Raw genomic sequence first — 26,160 nt, 5'->3', positions numbered from 1 at the left:
TCTTCGCACTTATGGACGTGGATATTTTTTCAAAAATGCTTGTGCGATACGCTTGCCAAGCTCTTGTGTATCCATAAAACCAAAACCAAGAACTTTACAACCATCATTAATCGCAGTCTCACCTTCTTCTATTGATCGCATACCATGGCGTTGTGAATAGCCATATTTATTTTGTGCAGTAATCGCACCAGCACCGCCGCTGCCACAAAACGATAAGCCCAAATCAGCATGCTCGTTATTCATGACATCACCTAATTTCATATCAGCAGCCATACCAGGAATAACAATTGCCCTGCAACCTTCTACAGAGTTAATCCCTTCGGCAATCTTTTGCCCTTTTCCCATTCTATCGCCAATAACAATGACTACTTCAGTCATAATATTTCTCCTATTAATTATTGTTTTTAATTGTCTAGTAATCTTTTTAATTCGCCTTAGCCACCTCATAATGCACCGCTAACAAATAGGCCTCTTCCATTGGCAAATTATCAAATAATTTTACTGTTCTACGAGCTAGCGCTAATGATTCCTGTGAAAGTTCATCAAATAAGCTCGGATCAACTTCTGGCAATTTTTCAAGTGTTTTGGCTCGTTGTACCATAGCTTTAACGTGTGAAAGTAACATAGCCTTTTGCACATCATTTTGCGTAATCTGCTGTTCAATCAACCACCCATTTATAATTTTAATAATTTGTGGTGTAACTAATTCTGGTTCAAGATTATCTTCGATCATGCGGAACTTTATTGCTGACATAACAAACATTATTCTCTTCTTTTTTAAGCATGATTTAAGCGTAAATGAAACCACAATTAACGTGGATAGAGACTTTTTCCGTCAACAACAGGAAATTAATTATCATTTATCACAATAAATGGCATCATCTGTGTTTATGGAGGGAAAAATTAAGTTGAACCAAACTAAACTAATTGTTAATTTTGTGAGTTTGATCATAAAAATGGTACATAGGGAGGGAAGTGAAGATTTTTTGTTTTTGGGATTTTATACACAAAGTTTTCGGATTTTAGTGGTTTTGCTTAAATTCAGGATAGGATTCCATACTGAAACGTATCAATTTCCTTAAACTTTTTGATAATGTTTTTTATTCTTTAGGATTTCTGCCGTTAGTAGTTTGGTGATTTTTTCTTTTCAGTGCAAACGCCCGAGTAGGAGGATTTTGTGCTAAATCCCCCAACACCCCCTCGCAGTGTAATAACAAAACGGTCTGCAACTTCCCTCCGCCTTCGTGCGGTTTTACGCACCGTCGCTGATTTGTTCCTGACAAAACAGCGCCTTCCCAAACATCCCTGTTTGGCGTGCTAACCTTACTCAGTTATCGGTACTTTGTAATTGCGCAATAACAGTCACTTTCACAGCCCTTGATAAATAAAATTGGATACACTTCTAAATATTTTTTACAAAACATCTTTTATCTTGGTTAAAAAATGTGTTTTTTGGAGATAAAAATATGTTTTTAATTGAAATTTATTGGCAATAAATTAAATGTTTTATTGATTTAAAACAAAACCTAATCAAGATATCAGTTTCCCGTTTAAATGCTGCCGAGTGAGGGAATTGGCATAGAACATTCGGCAAGACGCCGAATGAGGCGAGGATGTACATGGATGAACGATACTCGCGGTTCGTTAAGTGACAATTTGCGAAGTGAGGATAGTCACACAGTGACCAGCATTTGTACGGGTGTGGGGGACAAATTTTTATGGATAAAATTTGAACAGATGATGACCTCAAAGAGGCGAGCATCATGGATGATACGAGTAGTTTATAAAGTGGGGCTCATACCATCCCCGCTTTACTCGGACGTTTTCACCGAAAAGAAAAAATAACCAAACTACTAACGGCCGAAAACCTAAAGAACAAAAATCAAAAAACGTTATCAAGAAGTTTAAGGAAATTGATATGTTTTAGTATCGGATTCCAAAATCTTTACCAACTACCAGAAGCACCACCACCGCCACTGCGTCCGCCGCCTCCACCACCGAATCCGCCAGAGCCGCCAAAACCACCACTATTACCACCAAAACCTCCGCCTCCACCGCGTCGGTTAATCCCCCCTCCACTTCCTTTAGCCATTAAAATACCACTTAAAATGGTACTTGCCACAAAAGCTAAAAATAATAGTGGTAAAGCAATAGATAGTGGATAGCCATGCCATAATGTAAATCCGCTAACGGAGAGTCCATTGAGTAATCCTGTACTTAAACTTCGTTTCGCACTGATTTTGCCTGAATTAGATAAGATGAAGTTAGCAATGACAAAGCAGAAAAAAAATGAGACTAACCCATAATTAAAAACAGTTGCGCCAAAGTCACTTGCTAACAATGAGTTCAGATTCTGTTGTGGGTCATCATCGGTTGTAGTATCTGAATTATCGATTTTTTGACTTAATACGGTTAAAGCATCATATATGCCTTGATAATAGTTATGTTGTTTAAACTGTGGTGCAAGTTGGTCACGAATAATGTGACTAGCAACCAAGTCGGTAATAGTACCTTCAAGTCCATAGCCGACTTCGATACGCATGCGTTTATCATCTTTGACGATCAGTAATAATATGCCGTTATCTCGACCTTTTTTACCAATTTTCCAGTTAATAAAAACTCTGTCGGCATATTGCTCAATTGTTTCATTATCAAGCTTAGCTATCATCAATACCGCAATTTGTGCACCATCAGTACGTGGTTTTTCAAATGCAATTAAACTTGATTCTAGCTCATCGATTTGTGACGATGTCAGGGTATGCGTGATATCAATAACACGTTGGCTAAAAACGGGGATCTCAGTTAGCCCATAACTGAGCCAACTGATCATCAATAACACGCTGAATACAAATAACCTTTTCATTTATATTTACTGGCCAAAATTGACAGCAGGTGCATCAGAGATCTGTTTTTCATTATCGACGGTAAATTGTTGCTTAGGTTGCTGGCCTAAAATATCTGCAACCCATTTAGTTGGTAGCGTACGGATATAACTGTTGAAATTTTTAACCGTTTCAATGTAGCGCCCTCTTGCTACTGTAATACGATTTTCTGTACCTTCAAGCTGGCTCATCAAATCTTGGTAAAGGGTATTAGCTTTAAGATCGGGATAATTCTCACTTACTGCAATAAGCCTACTTAATGCTGAACTTAAATCGGATTGTGCTTGTTGGAATTTAGAGAATAAAGCGGGATCCGTTAATTGATCAGCATTAATTTGAACTGATCCAACTTTAGCTCGCGCATCAGTTACTTGTGTTAATACTTCTTTTTCGTGAGTTGCATAACCTTTTACCGTATTAACCAAATTAGGCACTAAATCAGCTCGTCTTTTATATTGGTTAATAACTTCTGACCAAGAAGCTGCAACCGCCTCATCTTGAGTTTGAATACTGTTATAATCTTTAAAAAAGATAAATCCACCAATAATAATGAGTACAAGAATAACTAATAAAGATTTTGATTTCATTATAAACCTCTTATAAAGTACTTAACTTTGGTTAAATGTGAATACTAAGTAATTAAGCAACGATAAAAATACATTATTATGACATTCAGTTACTGCTTTAAATAACCATAATGCACAAACGCAGATGGCGTAAAAACAACAATGGACAACTTAATCGATAAAGATGAGATTATTAAAGATAAAGACAAAAATTTATGTCGCTAACTGATTGTTATAATTCACTATATTTCAGTTGCATACCACATGGTTTAAATTAACTGTTAAATATTATATCGAGTTTTAGTAAACTTGCGAAGTGTAATCGAAGGAATTTATGCAAAACACTTCATTGCTTTATTAATGGTTGCTCACAAAGCTATTTATTATAAGTATAACAATCTTTTAATTTTTAACGATAATTATAATCAGATTACTGGCTATAAAATCACTTCAAAACATTCAAGCTCTGCTGGTGCAAAATAGATATCACTATTATTTGGCCGATTATTGGTATTTCGGTGAGTATGTTTGAAGTGTTCAGAGTTTACCCAAGCTTCAAAATCCGCTTTAGTTTCCCACTCTGCAAAAGATGAAAATAGTGTATAGTTTTCTTCTGTTTTTCCTTGTAAGAAATAAAAACGATTAAATCCCTTCATCTCTTTCAAATGGCTATCACGATTTCGCCATATATCAATAAAAGTATCTTCGCTACCACGTTTAATTTTAAAACGATTCATTACTATATACATAAATATCTCCTTTTAATTTACTTATGTCCGATAAAAAAATAGCACGTTTACACGTGCTATTTTAAAAATTAAATCAACAAATTATTGATTGTTGTTTTCTTCCGCTGCAGAGTTAAGTAATTCAGCTAAGTTTGCTGTTGCTTCTTCAGCAGAAACAGTTGTTTGAATGTCATCAGTTGATGGCATTGCACGTTTACGTAAACGCTCTTTATGGTAAGCATAACCCGTACCAGCCGGAATTAATCGACCAACGATAACGTTTTCTTTCAAGCCTCGTAACTCATCATTTTTACCAGCAACAGCTGCTTCGGTTAATACGCGAGTTGTTTCTTGGAACGAAGCCGCAGAAATAAACGATTCAGTCGTTAATGATGCTTTAGTAATACCAAGTAAATCGTGCAAGTAAACAATTGGTTCTTTACCTTGTGCTTCAAGTTCACGGTTGATAATCTTCAAGCGTGACACTTCAAGTTGTTCACCGTCAAGTAGACGAGAACCACCCGGATGAATAACCGTTGCTTTACGTAACATCTGACGAACAATAACTTCGATGTGTTTGTCATTGATTTTTACACCTTGTAGGCGATAAACTTCTTGAACTTCGTTAACAATGTAACGAGTTACCGCATTAACACCACGTAAACGTAAAATATCATGTGCTGATTCCGGACCATCTGAAATCACATCACCACGTCCAACTTGTTCACCTTCAAATACGTTAAGTTGACGCCATTTTGGAATCATCTCTTCGTATGGTTCACTGCCATCTAGTGGCGTGATAATTAAGCGTCGTTTACCTTTGGTCTCTTTACCAAACGAGATAATACCATCGATTTCAGCAAGAATTGCTGGCTCTTTCGGTTTACGCGCTTCAAACAAGTCAGCAACGCGTGGTAAACCACCGGTAATATCTTTAGTCCCTACAGAGGCTTGTGGAATACGTGCAAGGGTATCACCCACATTGATTTCAGCACCATCTTCTAATTGGACTAATGCTTTACCAGGTAAGAAGTATTGCGCAAGCATTTCAGTGCCAGCAACATAAATATCATTACCTTTTGCATCCACAATCTTAATTGCCGGACGTAAATCTTTACCTACCCCAGTACGTTCAGCCACATCTAAAATTGCAATTGATGATAAACCAGTCAATTCGTCAGTTTGACGAGTAATAGTTTGACCATCAACCATATCTACAAATTTGACAAAGCCTTTCGCTTCAGAGATAACTGGCATTGTATGTGGATCCCAGTTAGCAACTGTTTCACCAGCATCAACCGCTGCACCATTACCTTTTGTTAAAATCGAACCATAAGGAACTTTGTAAGTTTCTTTCATTCGACCCAATTCATCAATAATGGTTAACTCAGCATTACGTGATGTAATAACTAGTTTCTTATCTGGGTTAGTTACAAATTTAGCATTGGTTAATTTAATGCTACCTTTGTTTTTAACTTGAACACTCGATTCTGCTGCCGCTCGTGATGCCGCACCACCGATATGGAACGTACGCATGGTTAACTGTGTACCTGGCTCACCGATTGATTGAGCTGCGATAACACCGATTGCTTCACCTTTGTTAACCAAGTGACCACGGGCAAGATCACGACCATAACACTTCGCACAAACACCAAAATCAGTATCACACGAAACCACAGAACGAACTTTCACACTATCAACAGATTCAGCTTCGAGTAAATCACAGTAGCTTTCATCAAGTAATGTGTTACGTGGAATTAAGATATCCGCACTACCTGGTTTTAATACATCTTCAGCCGTTACACGACCTAATACACGTTCACGAAGTGGCTCTTTAACATCTCCACCCTCGATAACTGGTGTCATTACTACGCCTTCTAAGGTGCCACAGTCATCTTCAATAACAACGAGATCTTGTGCCACATCAACTAAACGACGAGTTAAGTAACCTGAGTTCGCTGTTTTTAACGCGGTATCGGCAAGACCTTTACGCGCACCATGGGTCGAGATAAAGTACTGAAGAACGTTCAACCCTTCACGGAAGTTTGCCGTAATTGGAGTTTCGATGATAGAACCATCCGGTTTTGCCATCAAACCACGCATACCTGCTAACTGACGAATCTGAGCTGCAGAACCACGAGCACCTGAGTCGGCCATCATATAAATGCTGTTAAAAGAAGATTGTACTTCTTCTTTGCCTTCACGGTTAGTCACTTTTTCAGTTGATAAGTTATCCATCATCGCTTTTGCAACACGTTCATTGGCTGCTGCCCAAATATCGATAACTTTATTATAACGTTCACCAGCGGTAACTAAACCTGATTGGAACTGTTCTTGAATTTCAGCAACTTCAATTTCAGCTTCATTGATGATTTGCGATTTTTTCGCTGGAATTTCCATATCATCAATACCAACTGATACACCTGAACGAGCAGCATAAGCAAATCCAGTGTACATTATTTGGTCAGCTAAAATGACGGTTTCTTTCATACCTAATTGACGATAACAGATATTCAAGATACGAGAGATCGCTTTTTTACCTAGTGGTTGGTTAATCACAGAGAAGCTCATACCTTTTGGCATAATTAACCATAAAATAGCACGACCAACTGTAGTATCTACCACAGAGGTTGTTTCTTCCCACTCACCAACACTGTTACGTTGACTTTCAGTAATACGAACCTTAACTTTCGCATGTAACTCAACAAGACCTAAACGATACAGTTTTTCTGCTTCTTTAGGACCAGTTAAAATCATGCCTTCACCTTTCGCATTGACTTTGTCACGAGTCATGTAGTAAAGACCTAATACCACGTCCTGAGAAGGAACAATAATAGGCTCACCGCTCGCAGGTGAAAGGATATTGTTGGTTGACATCATCAACGCACGCGCTTCTAATTGCGCTTCTAACGTTAATGGTACGTGAACCGCCATTTGGTCACCATCGAAGTCAGCATTGAATGCCGCACAAACTAATGGGTGTAATTGAATCGCTTTACCTTCAATTAGAATAGGTTCAAATGCCTGAATACCTAATCTATGTAGTGTCGGTGCACGGTTTAGTAGTACCGGATGCTCACGAATAACTTCATCTAAGATATCCCAAACAATTGCATCTTCACGCTCAACCATTTTCTTCGCAGCTTTGATGGTTGTAGCATAGCCACGACGCTCTAATTTACCGTAAATAAATGGTTTGAATAGCTCAAGTGCCATTTTTTTCGGTAAACCACATTGATGTAATCGTAAGTATGGACCTACAGTAATTACAGAACGACCTGAATAGTCAACACGTTTACCTAATAGGTTTTGACGGAAACGACCTTGCTTACCTTTGATCATATCGGCAAGTGATTTTAATGGACGTTTGTTTGAACCGGTAATTGCACGACCACGGCGACCATTATCAAGTAATGCGTCAACAGATTCTTGTAACATACGTTTTTCGTTACGTACAATAATATCCGGTGCAGCTAAGTCTAATAAACGTTTTAAACGGTTATTACGGTTGATCACTCGACGATATAGATCGTTTAAATCTGATGTTGCAAAACGTCCGCCATCTAGTGGCACTAATGGACGTAAATCGGGTGGCAACACAGGTAATACATTTAAGATCATCCATTCTGGTTTATTTTCTGATTGAATGAATGCTTCAATGATCTTGATTCGTTTAGTTAATTTTTTACGTTTAGTTTCTGAATTCGTCGTTTCTAGTTCATCACGTAGTGCTTCACATTCCGCTTGCACATCAATATTACGTAATAATTCTTGAATAGCTTCAGCGCCCATACGAGCATCAAATTCATCGCCAAACTCTTCTAACGCATCTAAATATTGTTCTTCAGTTAAGATTTGACCACGTTCTAAGTTTGTCATTCCGCCGTCAAGAACCATAAATGATTCAAAATAAAGCACACGTTCAATGTCACGAAGTGGCATATCTAATAATAGACCAATACGTGATGGTAATGATTTTAAGAACCAGATATGTGCAGTTGGTGATGCAAGTTCAATATGCCCCATACGCTCACGACGCACTTTAGCTTGTGTGACTTCAACACCACATTTTTCACAAATTACACCACGATGTTTTAAACGTTTATATTTTCCACATAAACATTCATAATCTTTAACGGGTCCAAAAATACGCGCACAAAATAATCCATCACGTTCAGGTTTGAACGTACGATAGTTAATTGTTTCAGGTTTTTTAACTTCACCAAAAGACCATGAACGAATCATATCAGGAGAAGCAAGGCCTATCTTGATAGCATCAAAATCTTCTGTTTTTGTTTGTGCTTTTAGAAACTTTAGTAAGTCTTTCACAATTGGCTCCTATGGAGTTAAACCAATTAGATAACTTATTATCGCTAATAAGTTATCCCTATAAATAGAAATCATTTTTAGTTAGTTAAGATTACTCTTCATCTAACTCGATATTAATACCTAGCGAACGTATCTCTTTTAACAATACATTAAATGATTCTGGGATCGCAGGTTCCATACGATGATCGCCATCTACAATATTTTTATACATCTTAGTACGACCGTTTACGTCATCTGATTTAACCGTTAACATTTCTTGTAAGGTATAAGCAGCACCATAAGCTTCAAGTGCCCATACTTCCATCTCACCGAAACGTTGACCACCAAATTGAGCTTTACCACCCAATGGTTGTTGAGTAACCAGACTGTATGAACCAGTAGAACGCGCATGCATTTTGTCGTCAACTAAGTGATTTAGTTTCAGCATGTACATGTAACCAACCGTTACTGGACGTTCAAATTGTTCACCGGTACGACCATCATACAAAGTAATTTGACCAGAGGTTGGTAAATCACCCAGTTCAAGCAAAGATTTAATCTCTTGCTCTTTTGCACCGTCAAATACTGGTGTAGCAAGTGGCATACCATTACGTAAATTTTGCGCTAAAGTCATCACTTCTTGATCGGTAAATTCTGCAACATTAACTTTTTGTGCAGCACCTAAACCAAGGTCATACGCTTTTTGGATAAATTCACGTAATTTGGCTAACTCTTGTTGTTCTTTTAGCATTGCATCGATCTTCTGACCAATACCTTTTGCCGCCATACCTAAGTGAGTTTCGAGAATTTGTCCGATGTTCATACGTGATGGAACCCCTAGTGGATTCAACACGATGTCAACTGGACGACCTTTGTCATCATATGGCATATCTTCAATTGGGTTGATTTTTGAGATAACCCCTTTGTTACCATGACGACCCGCCATCTTATCACCAGGTTGAATTTGACGTTTAACCGCTAAATAAACTTTAACAATTTTGAGTACGCCAGGTTGTAAATCATCACCTTGCGTAATCTTCATGCGTTTAGCTTCAAGTTTTTTGTTAAACTCAACTTTGATTTCTTCGTGCTGCTCGGCAAGTTGCTCTAATTGTGCTTGCTTATCTTCATTAGCAATACCAATAGTTAGCCATTTTTCACGTGGCAGAGCATCTAATTTATCTGCTTTGATACCACCTGAAATTAACACATCACGAATACGTGCAAACAATGCTGCTTCTAAGATTTTAAGTTCTTCAGTCAAATCTTTTCGTGCTTGTTTAAGTTGCATCTCTTCGATTTCAAGTGCACGTTTATCTTTTTGTACACCATCACGAGTAAAGACTTGAACATCAATAACTGTACCTGAAACACCATTTGGCACACGTAAAGACGTATCTTTAACATCTGACGCTTTCTCACCGAAAATAGCACGTAGTAATTTCTCTTCTGGTGTTAATTGTGTTTCGCCTTTAGGCGTTACTTTACCAACCAGAATATCACCACCTTTTACTTCAGCGCCGATATAAACAATACCAGATTCATCAAGCTTAGAAAGCGCTGCTTCACCCACATTTGGAATATCAGCAGTAATCTCTTCAGCACCTAATTTAGTGTCACGCGAGACACAAGATAACTCTTGAATATGAATCGAGGTGAAACGGTCATCTTGTACCACTTTTTCAGAAACTAAAATAGAATCCTCAAAGTTATAACCATTCCATGGCATAAATGCCACGCGCATATTTTGACCAAGTGCTAACTCGCCTAAATCGGTTGATGGACCGTCTGCAAGCACATCGCCACGCTCAACTTTTTCACCTAACTCCACGCATGGAATTTGGTTAATACAAGTATTTTGGTTAGAACGGGTATATTTCGTTAAGTTATAAATATCAATCCCTGTTTCACCAGCATACATTTCGTCAGCATTGACATTGATTACGATACGTGATGCATCAACATATTGAACAGTACCACCACGACGAGCAACAGCCGTTACACCTGAGTCAACCGCAACTGCACGTTCCATACCTGTACCAACAAATGGTTTTTCCGCTTTTAATGTCGGTACTGCTTGACGTTGCATGTTTGCACCCATCAAAGCACGGTTCGCATCGTCATGTTCCAAGAATGGAATTAATGACGCACCAACAGAAACGATTTGTTGTGTCGAAACGTCCATATAATGAACTTGTTCAGGGCTGTATAAACCAGATTCACCATTTAAACGACAAGTCACTAAATCTTCTTTAAAACGACCATCATCATCTAAATTTGAGTTTGCCTGTGCAATAACAAATTCACTTTCATCGATTGCTGATAAATAGTTAATCTCATCAGTTACAACACCGTCAATCACTCGGCGATATGGCGTTTCTAAGAATCCATACTCATTAGTACGAGCATACACCGCCAATGAGTTAATCAAACCAATGTTTGGACCTTCAGGTGTTTCAATCGGACAAACACGACCATAGTGAGTTGGATGTACGTCACGCACCTCAAAGCCAGCACGTTCACGCGTTAAACCACCAGGGCCTAATGCTGAAATACGACGTTTATGCGTAATTTCAGATAATGGATTGTTTTGATCCATAAACTGAGATAATTGGCTAGAACCAAAGAACTCGCGAATTGCTGCTGAAATTGGTTTAGCATTAATCATATCTTGTGGCATTAATGAATCAAGATCGCCTAGCGATAAACGCTCTTTTACGGCTCGCTCAACACGCACTAAACCAATACGGAATTGGTTTTCTGCCATTTCACCAACACTACGAATACGACGATTACCTAAATGGTCGATATCATCCACTTCGCCGTGACCATTACGGATAGCGATAAGTTTCTTCATAACATCAACGATATCGCCTTTGGTTAACACACTTTCGCCTTCGATATCATCTCGTCCTAAAGAACGATTGAACTTCATGCGTCCAACGGCGGATAAGTCATAACGTTCGTCAGAGAAGAATAGATTATCAAATAGTGCTTCGGCTGCTTCTTTTGTTGGTGGCTCACCAGGGCGCATCATACGATAAATTTCAACTAATGCACCTAAACGGTCACGAGTTGAATCAACATTTAATGTTTCAGAAATGAATGCACCATGATCTAAATCATTGGTAAATAATGTTTCAATTTTTTTATGGCCAGCATTGGTTAATTCAAGCAATAGTTCCAACGAAATTGGCGTGTTAGCAAAAGCAATAACTTCACCAGTCTCTTCATTAACATAATTTTTTGCTAATACTTTATTAACGATATATTCAACTGGTACATCAATCTTAGTTACTTTATCTTTTTCTAGTTCACGAATGTGGCGTGCGGTTATACGACGACCTTTTTCAGCATAAACTTTACCTTTTGATTCAATATCAAACAGGGCTGTTTCACCACGTAAACGCTCAGGAACTAGATCCATTTTTAATTTTGATTTGCCAACTTCAAAAATAGTTTTTTCAAAGAAGATATCTAAAATTTCTTCGGTTTCATAACCAAGCGCTCGTAAAATAATTGTCGCTGGAAGTTTACGACGACGGTCAATACGAGCAAAAAGATTGTCTTTTGGATCAAATTCGAAATCAAGCCAAGAGCCACGATAAGGAATAATCCGCGCATTATATAAAACTTTACCAGAAGAGTGTGTTTTACCTTTATCACTATCAAAGAACACACCCGGACTACGATGTAATTGTGAAACGATAACACGTTCAGTGCCGTTAATCACAAATGTACCATTATCCGTCATTAAAGGAATTTCGCCCATATAGACGTCTTGCTCTTTAATATCTTTAACTGTTCCTTCTGGCGCATCTTTATCATAAATAACTAAACGTAATTTAACGCGCAACGGTGCTGAGTAAGTGATCCCTCTAATTTGACATTCTTTAACATCAAACACAGGTTCGCCCATTTTAAAGCTCACGTATTGTAACTCAGCGTTACCACTATAACTTTTTATCGGAAATATTGAACGAAAAGCGGCTTCTAAGCCATACTGACCTTCTGGATCTTGCTCAATAAATTTCTGGAACGAATCAAGTTGAATAGAAAGAAGATACGGTATATCCAAGACTTGTGGACGTTTACCAAAATTCTTACGAATTCGTTTTTTCTCGGTATAAGAGTAAACCATTAGTTCCTCAACTTGCTTATCTGCTATTTTAGCATGATTAAATATTCATCAGGGGTATTACTATCTATCAAATAAGAACGCCTGACACCTCATCGAAAATATCTATAAATATCAATTGATTAGGCTTAATAAATATACTATTTCTTTATTACTTTTTATTGATAGTCTTCAAATAAAATTCTTTGACTTTTTACAGCGCAAAAAGGCTGGAGGTAAAAACCCCCAGCCACTTAGCTTACAATTGATAAACTTATTTAAGTTCGACAACTGCACCAGATTCTTCAAGTGCCTTTTTAAGTTCATCTGCATCAGCTTTGCTAACGCCTTCTTTAACTGTTGCTGGAGCTGATTCAACAAGATCTTTCGCTTCTTTTAAGCCTAAACCTGTTGCACCACGAACCGCTTTGATAACAGCTACTTTGTTAGCGCCAACATCTTTTAAGATTACATCAAATTCAGTTTTTTCTTCTGCTGCTTCAGCTGGACCAGCTGCTGCAACTGCTACAGCTGCCGCTGCAGAAACGCCAAATTTTTCTTCCATCATTGATACAAGTTCAACAACGTCCATTACAGACATTTCAGCAACTGCATCTAAAATTTGTTCTTTAGTGATAGACATAATATAGTTTCCCAAATTTACAATTTTTTAATTAATAATATTCACAATCACACTGCCAATTAAGCAGCTTGTTTTTGATCGCGAACTGCTGCAAGAGTACGAACCAATTTGCCAGCTGCGGCTTCTTTCATGGTTGACATCAAGCGAGCTAATGCTTCTTCATAAGTAGGTAATGTTGCTAAGCGATCAATGTTCGCTGCAGTAATCAACTCACCTTCAAAGGCTGCGGCTTTAATCTCAAATTTTTCATTTTCTTTTGCAAACGCTTTAAAAATACGCGCAGCAGCACCTGGGTGCTCATTTGAAAATGCAATAAGAGTTGGACCAACAAACGCATCTTTTAAGCACTCGTATTGAGTTCCCTCAACAACGCGGCGTAATAGGGTGTTACGAACAACACGCATATAAACACCCGCTTCACGAGCAGATTTACGTAATGCAGTCATTTTTTCTACAGTTACGCCACGAGAATCAGCAACAACTGCAGATAGCGCACCTTTGGCGATTTCATTAACTTCAGCAACAATTTCTTGTTTATTTTGAAGATTTAGTGCCATTGGTATTGCTCCTGGATTATATACTAGGCAAAGCCTAGACTTATTTTAACTAACTACACATGTAGCTAGCACAACCACGATGAGCAGAATCCCTCTATTATATCTTATCAGGTTCTGTCACCGTCTACGTAGGAAGATTAAGTAATTAAATATCAATTACACCTACGGTCTTGGACGGGGTCTGGTTAAGGCCAGACACCAACCGATTTTTTGTTTAATTATCGAAATAATTAAACTGTTGCATTCAATGTCGCTTGATCGATAGCAACACCTGCGCCCATTGTAGTAGATAGGCTAACTTTCTTCACAAATACACCTTTAGCAGATGCAGGTTTTGCTCGTTTTAACGCAACAAGTAATGCTTCTAAATTTTCTTTAAGTTTATCTGCATCAAAGTCAGCTTTACCGATAGTGGTATGGATAATACCATTTTTATCATTACGGTAACGGATTTGACCAGCTTTAGCATTTTTCACTGCTTCAGCAACGTTAGGCGTTACAGTACCCACTTTAGGGTTTGGCATTAAACCACGAGGCCCTAAAATTTGACCTAATTGACCAACAACACGCATCGCGTCTGGTGATGCGATAACGACGTCAAAATTCATTTCGCCTTTTTTGATTTGATCAGCTAGATCGTCCATACCCACTAATTCAGCACCCGCTTCTTTAGCGGCATCAGCGTTTGCACCTTGAGTAAAGACTGCAACACGAATACTACGGCCAGTTCCGTGTGGAAGTACAATTGCACCACGTACGTTTTGGTCTGATTTACGTGAATCAATACCTAAATTAACTGCAACATCAACGCTTTCTGTAAATTTAGCAGTTGCTAGTTCTTTTAATAAAGCAATTGCTTCGTTGATATCATATTGTTTAGTCGCATTCACTTTTTCGCGGATAAGTTTAGCTTTTTTAGATAGTTTAGCCATGAATTAACCCTCCACTTCCAAGCCCATTGAACGTGCAGTTCCTTCAATAGAACGCATCATCGTTTCAATGGTAGCACCATTCATATCTGCAGCTTTTAATTCAGCGATTTCGCGAATTTGCGCACTTGTTACTTTACCTACTTTTTTCTTGTTAGGTTCGCCAGAACCAGACTTGATTTTAGCAGCTTTCTTTAATAATACTGCCGCAGGTGGAGTTTTAGTAACAAAAGTAAATGAACGATCAGAATAGACTGTAATAACAACAGGAATAGGTAAACCTTTTTCCATGCTTTCTGTTTTAGCGTTGAAAGCTTTACAGAATTCCATAATATTAACACCGTGTTGACCAAGTGCTGGACCAACTGGTGGACTAGGATTTGCTGCACCAGCTGCAACTTGCAACTTGATGTAAGCTTGTACTTTTTTTGCCATTTTTAGTTTCCTTTTCTCGGGTGCAAACGCCTCTATTAATAAATAGACAGCTCCCCTAAGTTAAATGAGGGCAGAATTATCCTACAATCGATTAATAAATGCAAGATTTATTTATTACACATAAAAGCAGGCAATGTTTACCGCCTGCTTTTTATTTAATAACAATGTTATTTGAGAATTAAAGTACATTAATTGCATTGAGTTCTTTAAACGCAAGTTCTAAACGTGCAACTAATGATTCTTGTCCTTTACGTAACCATACACGTGGATCGTAATATTTTTTATTAGGTGCATCAGGTCCTTCTGGGTTGCCTAATTGACCTTGTAAATATGCTTCGTTGGCTTTGTAATAATCTAAAATACCAGCCCAGTTTGCCCATTGCGTATCAGTATCGATATTCATTTTAACAACACCGTAACTGACTGCTTCAGCAATTTCTTCAGGAGTAGAGCCTGAACCACCATGGAATACAAAATTCAATGATTTTTCAGGTAAACTGAATTTTTCAGAAACATATTTTTGTGAATTATCAAGAATTTTTGGTGTTAACTTAACATTTCCTGGTTTATACACACCATGAACATTACCAAATGATGCTGCAATAGTAAAACGTGGACTAATTGCACTTAGACGCTCATAAGCATAAGCGACATCTTCTGGTTGAGTATAAAGTGCTGAACTATCCATATGGCTATTATCAACACCATCTTCTTCACCACCAGTACAACCAAGTTCTAACTCTAATGTCATTTTCATTGCTGACATACGAGCAAGATATTGGCAACAAATATCAATATTGTCTTTTAAAGTTTCTTCTGATAGATCGATCATGTGAGAAGAAAATAGTGGTTTACCCGTTTTAGCAAAATGCGTTTCGCCAGCATCAAGTAACCCATCAACCCAAGGCAGTAATTTTTTCGCACAGTGATCGGTATGAACAATCACTGGCACACCATATTTTTCAGCCATTAAATGCACATGTTTAGCACCAGATACAGCACCTAACACTGCACATTCTTGACCTTCAAGTTTTAAACCTTTACCCGCAATAAATTGTGCACCGCCATTAGAAAATTGCACAATAACAGGTGAACCAACTTTAGCTGCTGTTTCAATAACCGCATTGATTGTATTAGTGTCAACACAGTTTACAGCTGGTAATGCAAAATTATTTTCACGTGCAATTTGAAATACTTTTTGCACATCATCACCAGTTACAACACCTGGTTTAACAACATCAGAAATCTTTGTAGCCATTTTATTACCTATTAAATTTATTTATATAAAAAGTAAAAGGATGAGTGATTGGCTCATCCTTTTTTATTAAATGTCTTACTATGCTTTAGCTCTCGCTTCTAGCATTGCAACAGCCGGTAATTTTTTACCTTCCACAAATTCAAGGAAAGCACCACCGCCAGTTGAGATATAAGAGATTTTATCTTCAATACCGAATAAATCAATTGCAGCTAATGTATCACCACCGCCTGCAATAGAAAAACCTGCACTATCAGCAATGGCTTTCGCTACAATTTCAGTACCACGACGGAAATTCGGGAATTCAAACACACCAACAGGACCATTCCATAAAATAGTTTTCGCTTTTTTGATGATGTCCGCTAATGCTTCTGCTGATTTATCACCTAAATCAAGAATTTGTTCATTTTCTTTAACATCTTTTACTGATTTTTCAGTTGCAGTTGCAGTTTCACTAAATTCTGTTGCTACGCGAACATCAGTAGGAACTGGAATATGGCAATTTGCCATTAATTTTTTTGCCTCAGGAATTAAATCTGCTTCGTAAAGTGATTTACCAACATTATAACCTTCAGCAGCAATGAAAGTATTAGCAATACCACCACCAACGATAATTTGGTCAGCGATCTTTGATAAAGAATCAAGTACTGTTAACTTAGTTGATACTTTAGAACCTGCAACAATCGCAACCATTGGACGAGCTGGATTATCAAGTGCTTTACCTAATGCATCAAGTTCAGCTGCTAATAATGGGCCTGCACATGCAACTGGCGCAAATTTACCAACGCCATGCGTAGACGCTTGAGCACGATGTGCTGTACCAAATGCATCCATGACATAGATATCACAAAGCGCAGCATATTTTTTTGATAAAGCTTCATCATCTTTACCTTCGCCGACATTAAAACGTACGTTTTCAAGAACAACAAGTTCACCTTCTTTAACGTCAACACCGTTAAGATAATCTTTAACTAGGCGAACAGGAAATGAAACATGTTCTTTTAAATAATCAACAACAGGTTGCAGTGAAAATTCCGGATTATATTCTCCCTCGGTTGGACGCCCAATATGCGAGGTTACCATTACTTTAGCACCTTTTTTAATTGCCTCTTCAATTGTTGGCAATGATGCTTTAATACGTGCATCAGAGGTTACTTTACCATTTTTCACTGGCACATTAAGATCTGAACGAATAAATAGACGTTTTCCTTTTAGATCAAGATCTTGCATTCTAATAATAGACATGAGACATCCTCTTATAAAATATAAATAAAATAAATTTTACATTATTCTAACATAAAAAATAAGATTAGGTTACTCTCATTAACGCTTAAATAGTAAACATTTACGTTAAATACTTAATCGAAAAGCCACAAAATTTTTTTATCTAACAGCATTGACAAAAGAAAGAAAATCAGGCATATTTTGCCGCCTTATTAATATCTAATTTTTCTAAATTTGGGAGTTGACTTTGGCTAATATCAAATCAGCTAAGAAACGTGCGGTTCAATCCGAAAAACGCCGTAAACATAATGCTAGTAACCGTTCAATGATGCGTACTTATATTAAAAAAGTTTACGCAGCTGTTGCAGCTGGTGATAAACAAACAGCTGAAGTAGCATTTAAAGACATGCAAGCAGTTATTGACCGTCAAGCGGCTCGTGGTTTAATCCATAAAAATAAAGCAGCACGTCATAAAGCGAATTTAATCAAACAGATTAAAGCATTGGCTTAATACTTTATTCTGTTAGTTACTATAGTTAATTAAGAACCTAGCAAAAAGTGGTGAAAGCCACTTTTTTTATTTATGTGCTAATCATTTATCAATAACAAATAAAAACAAAGAGAGTTTATTGTGGTTCAGCGTGATTATGTGAGAAAAAAGAGCCAATCTAAAAAAAATAAGTCACGAAATATGCCTAATTTAATGATATTATTAGCTATTATCATTATTATTCTATTCTCTGCCATCCTCTACTTTGTTTCAAATAATAAACCTGCGCAAATTACTGAACAGCCTAAAGCGAAAACTCAACCTCCGGCAGTCACGTTACCTGAACAACCCCAAGAAAGATGGACCTATTTAAAAGAGTTAGAAACGCCAAATGCTAGCTCGAACGCTCAAACAAATTCTGTTGCAAGTGAACGACAACAAATTCTTGATAGTTTTGTCAATAATTCACGTCCTGTTGCAAATACACAAAATACCAATAATACGAATAATGCTAACACACAAATAGCAACAACTTCAGCACCATCACAAACAAGTCAAATAGTGAATACTTCAAATAAATGGTCACTACAGTGTGGAGCTTTTAAAGATAAAGCTAATGCTGATACGCTAAGAGCTAAACTTGCTATGACAGGAATAAGTGGTAATATCTCTTCAGGTCAACTGTATCGTGTGACTGTTGGACCTTTTACCAACAAAAATGAGGCAGATAGAACAATGAGCTCGTTACTCAGTAATGGTATTAACAATTGTGTTATTTCTAACAAATAAAAATGATGAAAACATTTAAGCAGATACAACTTTTCTCAAAAATGTTATGGTGGCGGATCAACCATGATCGTTTAACGACATCATCTGCGGGATTAGCTTATACCACGATACTTGCACTGGTACCGTTGATTACGGTAATCTTTTCTTTATTGTCTGCTTTTCCAATGTTTAGTGAAGTGAGTCGATCATTAAAGCAGTTAATTTATAGTAATTTAGTACCAACAGCCAGTGACACTATTCAAAACTATCTGGAACAGTTTATTGCTAATACAAAAAAAATGACTGTGGTTGGGATAATTGGACTAATTGTCACATCGTTATTATTAATCAATTCAATTAACACGGCTCTCAATCATATTTGGAAAACAAAACGCAAACGCTCATTAATTTATAATATAACCATTTATTGGACAATATTAACTTTAGGGCCTATTTTAGCTGGCAGTAGCGTAGCGATAAGTTCATATATTTTCTCGTTAAAATGGATTTCTACAGCAATCACCAGTAACTTATTAATTAGTATTTTACCATTTCTTATTTCTGTTATTGGTTTTTGGTTACTTTATAGTATTATTCCTACCGAATCTGTCCCTTTTAAAGAGTCATTTATTGGCGCAATCGTCGCTGCCATCTTATTTGAAATAGGCAAACGAGCATTTTCACTCTATGTTAGCTCTTTTCCTACCTATCAATTGATTTATGGTGTGGTATCTTCTATACCTATTATGTTGGTTTGGATTTACTGTTCATGGTGTATTGTACTATTTGGTGCAGAGTTTGCCGCGACATTAACTGACTATAACCGCCAAAAAAAACAATCTATTGAAAATCAGTCTAAAGTGGAATAATAAAATCTATGATTGCCTTAATACAACGCGTTACGCAAGCCAGTGTTACTGTTGATAAACAAATTATTGGACAAATCAACCATGGCCTACTTATTTTATTAGGTGTTGAGCAAGGTGATGATCAACAAAAAGCCACTCGATTATGTGAAAAAGTTCTAGGCTATCGTATTTTCAGTGATAGTGATGGAAAAATGAATTTGAATGTTCAGCAAGCTAAAGGTGAAGTATTAGTTGTTTCTCAATTTACACTTGCTGCTGATACCCAAAAGGGAATGCGACCTAGTTTTACTAAGGGAGCAAAACCCGACGAAGCCAATAAACTATACCAATTTTTTGTCGAACAATGTAAAAAGCAAATTAATACCCAAACTGGGCAATTTGCTGCCAATATGCAAGTTGCATTGATTAATGATGGTCCGGTTACTTTTTGGTTACAGACTTAAAATATTATTCAAGCCTCAACAAATAGATTAACTAAAAAGTGAATTATTTTACCGTAAAAGCCTAATAGACAGTTCCAGTAAAATTATTACTTCACACCTTTACAATCATCTTAAATTTTTTAACATATCTATCGCTGATGATTGAGGTGATAAACCTAATTTATTTAGCTTAGTAAGATAAAATTGTTTTACATCGTCCCAATTGTAGTAAGGATAATGTTCAGTTTTGATAGGAAGATGCACTTCCTGCTCATTTAACAGAACCTTTACCAATATCGGTTGATCTGCTTTTTTACTTTTATAAAAAATCCATTGAATATTTGCCATCATAGGAATAATTTTATCTGCCTGCCAAACCAAAGGATATTGTAGTATCGAGTTTGCAACTGTTGCAGTCCCTTCTATTTCAAGTAAAGTCTCCAAAGGCGATACAGTTTCGGCATGGGCAAAACGCAAATTAGCATCAATATTATTATTCTTTATAGCAATATCTGCTGTATTTAACATATCCCATAGTAAAGGTGCAGCTATTTTAATCTGAATACCATTTGCATCAAAGGCTGGACCTATTTGTAGATAATTTTTTACAGTAACAATATTATTAAATTGTGTTTTTTCATCTTCATGAAAAAATGAATTAAGATCCACATGATGTTCTGCTAATAATTGTGGAGAAAAAGAGAGTGATTCTTGATACAACTGATAAACCGCAATAACAAAATCCATTGATTTTATGGATGAATTTTCTTTAATTTCAAGACCTTTATCTAGATATTTGTGGATAAACTCATCACTGAAAATTCGTTGTAAGAAATGCTGCCCCATTTCCCATGAATCGGGCATGTTCTCGATCGATTTTACAGCATTTTTCACTTTTTTACTTTGCTTAAACTCTTTATAAGCGGGGGAATATTCAAAGAAACGCAATAACGTTTGTTGATCTTCTTGCTGTTGCGTAACGTTGATTTGAGGATATTTTGAATGAAACGCTTCTACAAAAATGTTTGCTGTCTCTTTGGCTCTCGGTGAACTTGAAGAGATAACCTCAATTTTCTGACCTTTAAACACAGTGGGATAATTATCCAACATCCGCTGACTGATTAAACGAATATTTTGCCGTCCCAGATCAGTTAGAGCACCATAATGGCCTTTATTCAATTGTGCAATACGGCTAATTTGGTCAAGCAAATCTTTACCAAGATGCGTCAACTGCCCCTTGCTTTCAGCGATTAATAAAGTTTGGTAGGCAATATCTTCATATTTTGATTTGCTAATATAACGCGATCCATGCCGTCCAACATGATCAATATAAAAAGCATCGTAACCATCAGGCACTGGTGTGTATGTGTATTTCGAATCAAAATGATATGCAGTTTTAGAACCTGCCGCTATTTGCGGTTCGGCAAATCCCATACAAGAAAAGGCAAATAAACACAGAGCACAAATTTTTTTGGCATAATCCATAAAAATACTCCTGACAATTAAATATCTATTTACCAAACGTATCAGTAAAAAATTAAATTATATAACACAATAAACGTTAAATTATAATTTAGCCAAATTGAATATTTCAGATAGTATTGTGATCAGACGAAATAAATCATTTAATTTTTATTCTACCTATTATAAATAACAAGGTCAAAAAACAGATTATTATTTTAAGTACTCTCTTTTTAATTTTTGTAAAAAGGATTATCTTATTACCCATTAAAAATAACCTTTGCTTAATTGATAAAAAAACTAATGAAATTATATGGATTTACTGGCACTAAAATTTGTTGTGCGTTCATTTCGGCATGTATAACAACCCCTTATAACCTCACTCGCTTTTTTAAAGACCTTATTGCAGGCATTACAGTTGGTATTATTGCAATTCCGCTAGCAATGGCACTAGCTATTGCCAGTGGTGTACCGCCTCAGCATGGACTTTATACGGCAATTATTGCAGGATTAGTCATTGCATTAACTGGCGGATCGCGTTACAGCGTTTCGGGTCCAACTGCTGCTTTCGTTGTGATTTTATACCCAGTTTCGCTACAATATGGATTAGCTGGATTATTAGTAGCGACACTATTATCTGGTTTTTTTCTAATTTTAATGGGCGTTGTGAGATTAGGTCGATTAATCGAATATATTCCTCTACCGGTGGTCTTGGGCTTTACATCTGGTATTGCAATAACTATTGCAACCATGCAGATCAAGGATTTTTTTGGTTTAACACTCGAACACATGCCCGAAAATTACGTTACAAAGGTCATCGAATTAGCAAAAACATTACCCACTATCAACATAGCCGACACCCTAGTTGGAATAGTGACATTAATTGTATTAATTGTCTGGCCAAAATTTCGAGTAAAAATATCAGGCCATTTACCTGCCTTAATTGCTGGTATTGCCGTTATGTTTATTTTTAAACAATTTGGTTATCAAATTGAAACCATCGGTTCTCGATTCACTTATACGTTAGCCGATAACAGTATTGGCCATGGTATTCCATCGGTGTTACCTGAATTCATTTTGCCATGGCAATATAGTGATTTTAATTTAGACTGGTCTACGCTTTCCGCGCTGCTCCCTATTTCACTCACTATGGCGATGTTATGTGCTATTGAATCACTGCTTTGCGCTGTAGTATTAGATGAAATGACTCATACCAAACATCATTCCAATAGTGAATTGATCGGTCAAGGGTTGGGAAATATCATTGCGCCATTTTTTGGTGGAATTTCTGCAACAGCGGCTATCGCACGTTCTGCCGCCAATGTCAAAGCTGGTGCAACATCTCCTGTTGCTGCAATGCTACATTCAATCATTGTTTTATTAGCGCTTATCTGCTTTGCTCCACTTTTATCTTATATCCCGCTTTCAGCCATGGCAGCACTATTATTAATCGTGGCGTGGAATATGAGCGCAGTACAACGCGTAATTTATATCATTAAACGCGCACCTAAAGATGATATTTTGATTATGCTTATTTGTATGTCTTTAACCGTATTATTTGATATGGTTATTGCTATAACACTTGGCATAGTCTTAGCTTCAATTCTATTTATGCGTCGCATTGCACATATGACACGTTTGGTTGAAATCAATCGAAACAATGAAAAAACATTGGTTCTCCGCATAAATGGACCACTATTTTTTGCCGCTGCTGAGCGCACCTTTTCGGAAATTTATCAGAAAATAAATGGCTATGAGCATATTGTATTACAATGGGATGCGGTACCTATTCTTGATGCTGGTGGATTAAATGCATTAATTCATTTTATTGATGAATTACCAAAACAAGTTGATTTATCCATTTGTGAATTACAATTTCAGCCGCTAAAAACAATAGCACGAGCTAAAATTGTACCTATTCCAAATAAATTAATGTTTTACTCAACGCTTGATGAAGCACTGAAAGATAAAGAATAATTTTATATTTAGTTTTATTATATTAATGCTATAAAAAACACAACAAAACTCAACAGTAATTATTGTTGTGTATATCGTATTAGACTGTAACACCTTATCTTTTTTCGCCAATCGTTATTGGCAAAATTATTGATAGGCATATACCCAACAACACAAATTAATCATGACAATATAGGAAATGCATATGATAACTGATTTAAACAATATTAATAATCTCAAACAAAAATCAAACTGGTTTATTTTAGTTGGTATAATTTTAATCGTGTTAGGATGTTTAGCACTAGGCTATCAATTCGTCGCAACTGTCTTTTCAGTGTATTTTATTGGAACATTAATTTTAATTGCAGGTATTGCTCAAGCAGTACACTCTTTTACTATTAAAGGTTTTGGACAATCAGCATTATGGGCAGTAATGGGCGTTTTATATATTTTTATTGGCTTAATGTCATTTTTCCAACCTATCGCTGTATCATCAGCATTAACATTAGTGGTTTCTATTCTTCTCATAATGAGTGGCTTTACCCAAATTTTTGCGGCAATGAATAACCGTCATTTACCACGTTGGGGATGGGTTTTAACCTCAGGAATCATCACATTAATTTTAGGATTTATGATACTTGCGGGTTGGCCATATAATAGCCTTTGGGTGTTAGGCATGTTTTTAGGTATTGATCTTATATTCCAAGGTTGGGCATATGTAGCGATTGGTTTTGCACTTAAAAATCGATAGTTTAAACGCAAAAGTTGCTCACTAACTTAGTGTATAAATTATGTGAGCAACAACTTTCACCACACTTATACCACACACTATAATTGATGTTTAACTAATACAACCAAATAACTATTTGTAATTTTTATTCGTTTTTGCTTTGACTTCTTTCATTGATTGTAAAATTCGATGATAGTTATCAAGCCTTGAAGGGGCTATTTTTTTATCAATAACTGCTTGTTGCAATAAACAACCTGGTGTTGTTGAATGATCACAATCACGAAATTGGCATCCCCCTAAATAATCCGCAAATTCTTTAAAACCATTTATAACCTGCTCAGGCTCTAAATGCCACAAACCAAACTCACGAATACCTGGAGAATCAATAATGTCTCCACCATTAGGCAGATGATATAACCTAGTTGACGTGGTAGTATGTTGACCAAGCCCAGATATTTCCGAAACATCACCTGTGAGTGCAAATTGCGATTGGTGAGGTAATAATAAGTTAATAATACTTGATTTTCCCACCCCTGACTGCCCAACTAAAATAGATACTTTATTTTGTAAGACCTGTTGTAACGCTATAATGCCTTGCTGATCTTGGCAAGAAACAAAAAGTACCTGATAACCAATTTGGCGATATATGGCTAATTGACTTTCAACGTCTTTACGTTGTGAATCAGTTAGCAAATCAATTTTATTTAATACAATAATTGGCGTGATGTCTGTTGCCTCACAAGCAACTAAATAGCGATCGATAATATTAAGCGATAATTCGGGCAAAACAGCTGAGATAATTACGATTTGATCGACATTCGCAGCCACCGGCTTAACACCATCATAAAAATCTGGGCGAACCAACTCTGAATGGCGAGGATAAACAGCCTCGATAATGCCATTGGTATTTGGCGCTAAACTTTCACGCCAAACCACTTTATCGCCAGTCACCAATGAAGGTAAAGTTCGACGAATATTACATCGACAAATTTTGCCTAAACTATCCTCCACATCAGCAGACTTACCAAAACGGCTAACAACCACACCATCACTTGGTGACGTGAAGTTGGCTAAGTTTTCATCTGACTTTATGGCTAAACGTTGTTGATGTTTCGCAGCCATGCGTCTTTTTTGGTTTTGAGATAATTGATTTTTTGCCACAGTCAATAATTTTTGCTAAAACAGTTTGACAGTTATGCTACACTAGTCGGCATTAAAAAGAAAATTTCTATGACATATTATGACTACATCATCACAAGTTAACAGTAATAATCTTATCTGGATTGACCTTGAAATGACAGGTCTGAATCCCACAGTTGATCGCATCATCGAAATCGCCACAATTGTGACTGATTCAGATCTCAACATTGTTGCTGAAGGTCCCGTTATTGCCGTACATCAATCCGAGGAACAACTGGCGCTGATGGACGATTGGAACAAAAATACTCATGGAAAATCAGGTTTAATTGAACGCGTTCGTCAGAGTCAAATCAGTGAACAGCAAGCAGAACAACAAACCATCGAATTTTTAAAACAATGGGTACCAGAAAACTGCTCACCCATTTGTGGCAACACTATTGCACAAGATCGCCGTTTTTTATTTAATTACATGCCTAATTTAGAACGTTACTTTCATTATCGTTATTTAGATGTCAGCACTATTAAAGAGTTAGCCAAACGTTGGAAACCTGAGATTTTAAAAGGAATAAGTAAACAAAGTACACACCAAGCGCTTGATGATATACGCGACTCAATTGCTGAACTTACTTATTATCGTAAGTACTTTTTTAACGTAACCCAATAATTAGACATGTTGGATA

22 protein-coding genes are annotated in these 26,160 nt (G+C 36.8%); 7 read left to right on the top strand and 15 right to left on the bottom strand.

Going from position 1 to position 26,160, the window contains the following annotated elements; translation table 11 throughout:
• Positions 1-9: 9 nt before the first annotated feature.
• From A9G09_RS06880 to pgk, 13 genes are all read right to left on the bottom strand, one after another.
• Entirely contained in the window at positions 10-378 is a 369-nt protein-coding gene (locus A9G09_RS06880; RefSeq protein WP_065634131.1) for an SFCGS family glycine-rich protein, read from the bottom strand.
• Positions 379-424: 46 nt separating this feature from the next.
• Positions 425-763: a hypothetical protein gene (locus tag A9G09_RS06875; protein ID WP_218056860.1), complete on the bottom strand. Its 339-nt coding sequence runs from the start codon at positions 761-763 to the stop codon at positions 425-427.
• A 1,182-nt stretch (positions 764-1,945) separates the two neighbouring features.
• Positions 1,946-2,863, bottom strand: coding sequence for a YgcG family protein (locus tag A9G09_RS06860; protein WP_065634128.1), 918 nt, complete (start codon positions 2,861-2,863; stop codon positions 1,946-1,948).
• A gap of 6 nt (positions 2,864-2,869) precedes the next feature.
• Positions 2,870-3,469, bottom strand: coding sequence for a LemA family protein (locus tag A9G09_RS06855; protein ID WP_065634127.1), 600 nt, complete (start codon positions 3,467-3,469; stop codon positions 2,870-2,872).
• 416 nt (positions 3,470-3,885) lie between these two features.
• Positions 3,886-4,197: an antibiotic biosynthesis monooxygenase gene (locus tag A9G09_RS06850; protein ID WP_065634126.1), complete on the bottom strand. Its 312-nt coding sequence runs from the start codon at positions 4,195-4,197 to the stop codon at positions 3,886-3,888.
• Positions 4,198-4,278: 81 nt separating this feature from the next.
• Complete coding sequence (gene rpoC, locus A9G09_RS06845; RefSeq protein WP_065634125.1) at positions 4,279-8,505, bottom strand: DNA-directed RNA polymerase subunit beta'; 4,227 nt, start codon at positions 8,503-8,505, stop codon at positions 4,279-4,281.
• 91 nt (positions 8,506-8,596) lie between these two features.
• On the bottom strand, positions 8,597-12,625 hold the full coding sequence (gene rpoB, locus A9G09_RS06840) for a DNA-directed RNA polymerase subunit beta (RefSeq protein ID WP_065634124.1): 4,029 nt from the start codon (positions 12,623-12,625) through the stop codon (positions 8,597-8,599).
• Between the two features lie 250 nt (positions 12,626-12,875).
• On the bottom strand, positions 12,876-13,244 hold the full coding sequence (gene rplL, locus A9G09_RS06835; protein WP_034884317.1) for a 50S ribosomal protein L7/L12: 369 nt from the start codon (positions 13,242-13,244) through the stop codon (positions 12,876-12,878).
• A 59-nt stretch (positions 13,245-13,303) separates the two neighbouring features.
• On the bottom strand, positions 13,304-13,801 hold the full coding sequence (gene rplJ / locus A9G09_RS06830) for a 50S ribosomal protein L10 (protein WP_065634123.1): 498 nt from the start codon (positions 13,799-13,801) through the stop codon (positions 13,304-13,306).
• A gap of 230 nt (positions 13,802-14,031) precedes the next feature.
• Positions 14,032-14,733, bottom strand: a complete 702-nt coding sequence (gene rplA / locus A9G09_RS06825) for a 50S ribosomal protein L1 (RefSeq protein WP_065634122.1) — start codon at positions 14,731-14,733, stop codon at positions 14,032-14,034.
• Positions 14,734-14,736: 3 nt separating this feature from the next.
• The gene (gene rplK / locus A9G09_RS06820; RefSeq protein ID WP_034884321.1) at positions 14,737-15,165 is read right to left on the bottom strand and encodes a 50S ribosomal protein L11; all 429 of its coding nucleotides are present in this window, start codon (positions 15,163-15,165) and stop codon (positions 14,737-14,739) included.
• A gap of 178 nt (positions 15,166-15,343) precedes the next feature.
• Positions 15,344-16,423, bottom strand: a complete 1,080-nt coding sequence (gene fbaA, locus A9G09_RS06815; protein WP_065634121.1) for a class II fructose-bisphosphate aldolase — start codon at positions 16,421-16,423, stop codon at positions 15,344-15,346.
• A 78-nt stretch (positions 16,424-16,501) separates the two neighbouring features.
• Positions 16,502-17,665, bottom strand: coding sequence for a phosphoglycerate kinase (gene pgk, locus A9G09_RS06810; protein ID WP_065634120.1), 1,164 nt, complete (start codon positions 17,663-17,665; stop codon positions 16,502-16,504).
• Positions 17,666-17,891: 226 nt separating this feature from the next.
• Between pgk and rpsT the strand changes: the two genes are divergently transcribed.
• From rpsT to dtd, 4 genes are all read left to right on the top strand, one after another.
• A complete protein-coding gene (gene rpsT / locus A9G09_RS06805) occupies positions 17,892-18,155 on the top strand; it encodes a 30S ribosomal protein S20 (RefSeq protein ID WP_065634119.1) in 264 nt (87 codons plus the stop codon).
• A gap of 120 nt (positions 18,156-18,275) precedes the next feature.
• Positions 18,276-18,923, top strand: coding sequence for an SPOR domain-containing protein (locus A9G09_RS06800; protein WP_065634118.1), 648 nt, complete (start codon positions 18,276-18,278; stop codon positions 18,921-18,923).
• 2 nt (positions 18,924-18,925) lie between these two features.
• Positions 18,926-19,771, top strand: a complete 846-nt coding sequence (locus A9G09_RS06795; protein WP_065634117.1) for a virulence factor BrkB family protein — start codon at positions 18,926-18,928, stop codon at positions 19,769-19,771.
• A gap of 8 nt (positions 19,772-19,779) precedes the next feature.
• Positions 19,780-20,214 carry a D-aminoacyl-tRNA deacylase gene (gene dtd, locus A9G09_RS06790; protein ID WP_065634116.1) on the top strand — a complete coding sequence of 145 codons (435 nt, stop codon included), beginning with the start codon at positions 19,780-19,782 and terminating at the stop codon, positions 20,212-20,214.
• Positions 20,215-20,319: 105 nt separating this feature from the next.
• Here dtd and A9G09_RS06785 read toward each other — a convergent pair whose 3' ends face one another.
• Entirely contained in the window at positions 20,320-21,678 is a 1,359-nt protein-coding gene (locus tag A9G09_RS06785) for a histidine-type phosphatase (RefSeq protein ID WP_065634115.1), read from the bottom strand.
• 279 nt (positions 21,679-21,957) lie between these two features.
• Between A9G09_RS06785 and dauA the strand changes: the two genes are divergently transcribed.
• Both dauA and A9G09_RS06775 read left to right on the top strand, forming a co-directional pair.
• Positions 21,958-23,631, top strand: coding sequence for a C4-dicarboxylic acid transporter DauA (gene dauA / locus A9G09_RS06780; RefSeq protein WP_065634114.1), 1,674 nt, complete (start codon positions 21,958-21,960; stop codon positions 23,629-23,631).
• Positions 23,632-23,815: 184 nt separating this feature from the next.
• Positions 23,816-24,361 carry an HdeD family acid-resistance protein gene (locus A9G09_RS06775; protein WP_176700960.1) on the top strand — a complete coding sequence of 182 codons (546 nt, stop codon included), beginning with the start codon at positions 23,816-23,818 and terminating at the stop codon, positions 24,359-24,361.
• Between the two features lie 111 nt (positions 24,362-24,472).
• Here A9G09_RS06775 and rsgA read toward each other — a convergent pair whose 3' ends face one another.
• A complete protein-coding gene (gene rsgA, locus A9G09_RS06770) occupies positions 24,473-25,501 on the bottom strand; it encodes a small ribosomal subunit biogenesis GTPase RsgA (protein WP_065634154.1) in 1,029 nt (342 codons plus the stop codon).
• Between the two features lie 79 nt (positions 25,502-25,580).
• Here rsgA and orn point away from each other — a divergent pair, with 79 nt between their 5' ends.
• Complete coding sequence (gene orn / locus A9G09_RS06765; RefSeq protein ID WP_065634112.1) at positions 25,581-26,144, top strand: oligoribonuclease; 564 nt, start codon at positions 25,581-25,583, stop codon at positions 26,142-26,144.
• Positions 26,145-26,160: the final 16 nt, after the last annotated feature.

Origin of the sequence: Gilliamella sp. wkB292 (assembly GCF_001690235.1) — a bacterium.
Classification (GTDB): domain Bacteria; phylum Pseudomonadota; class Gammaproteobacteria; order Enterobacterales; family Orbaceae; genus Gilliamella; species Gilliamella apicola_F.
This window is presented reverse-complemented; position numbering and strand designations above follow the sequence as displayed.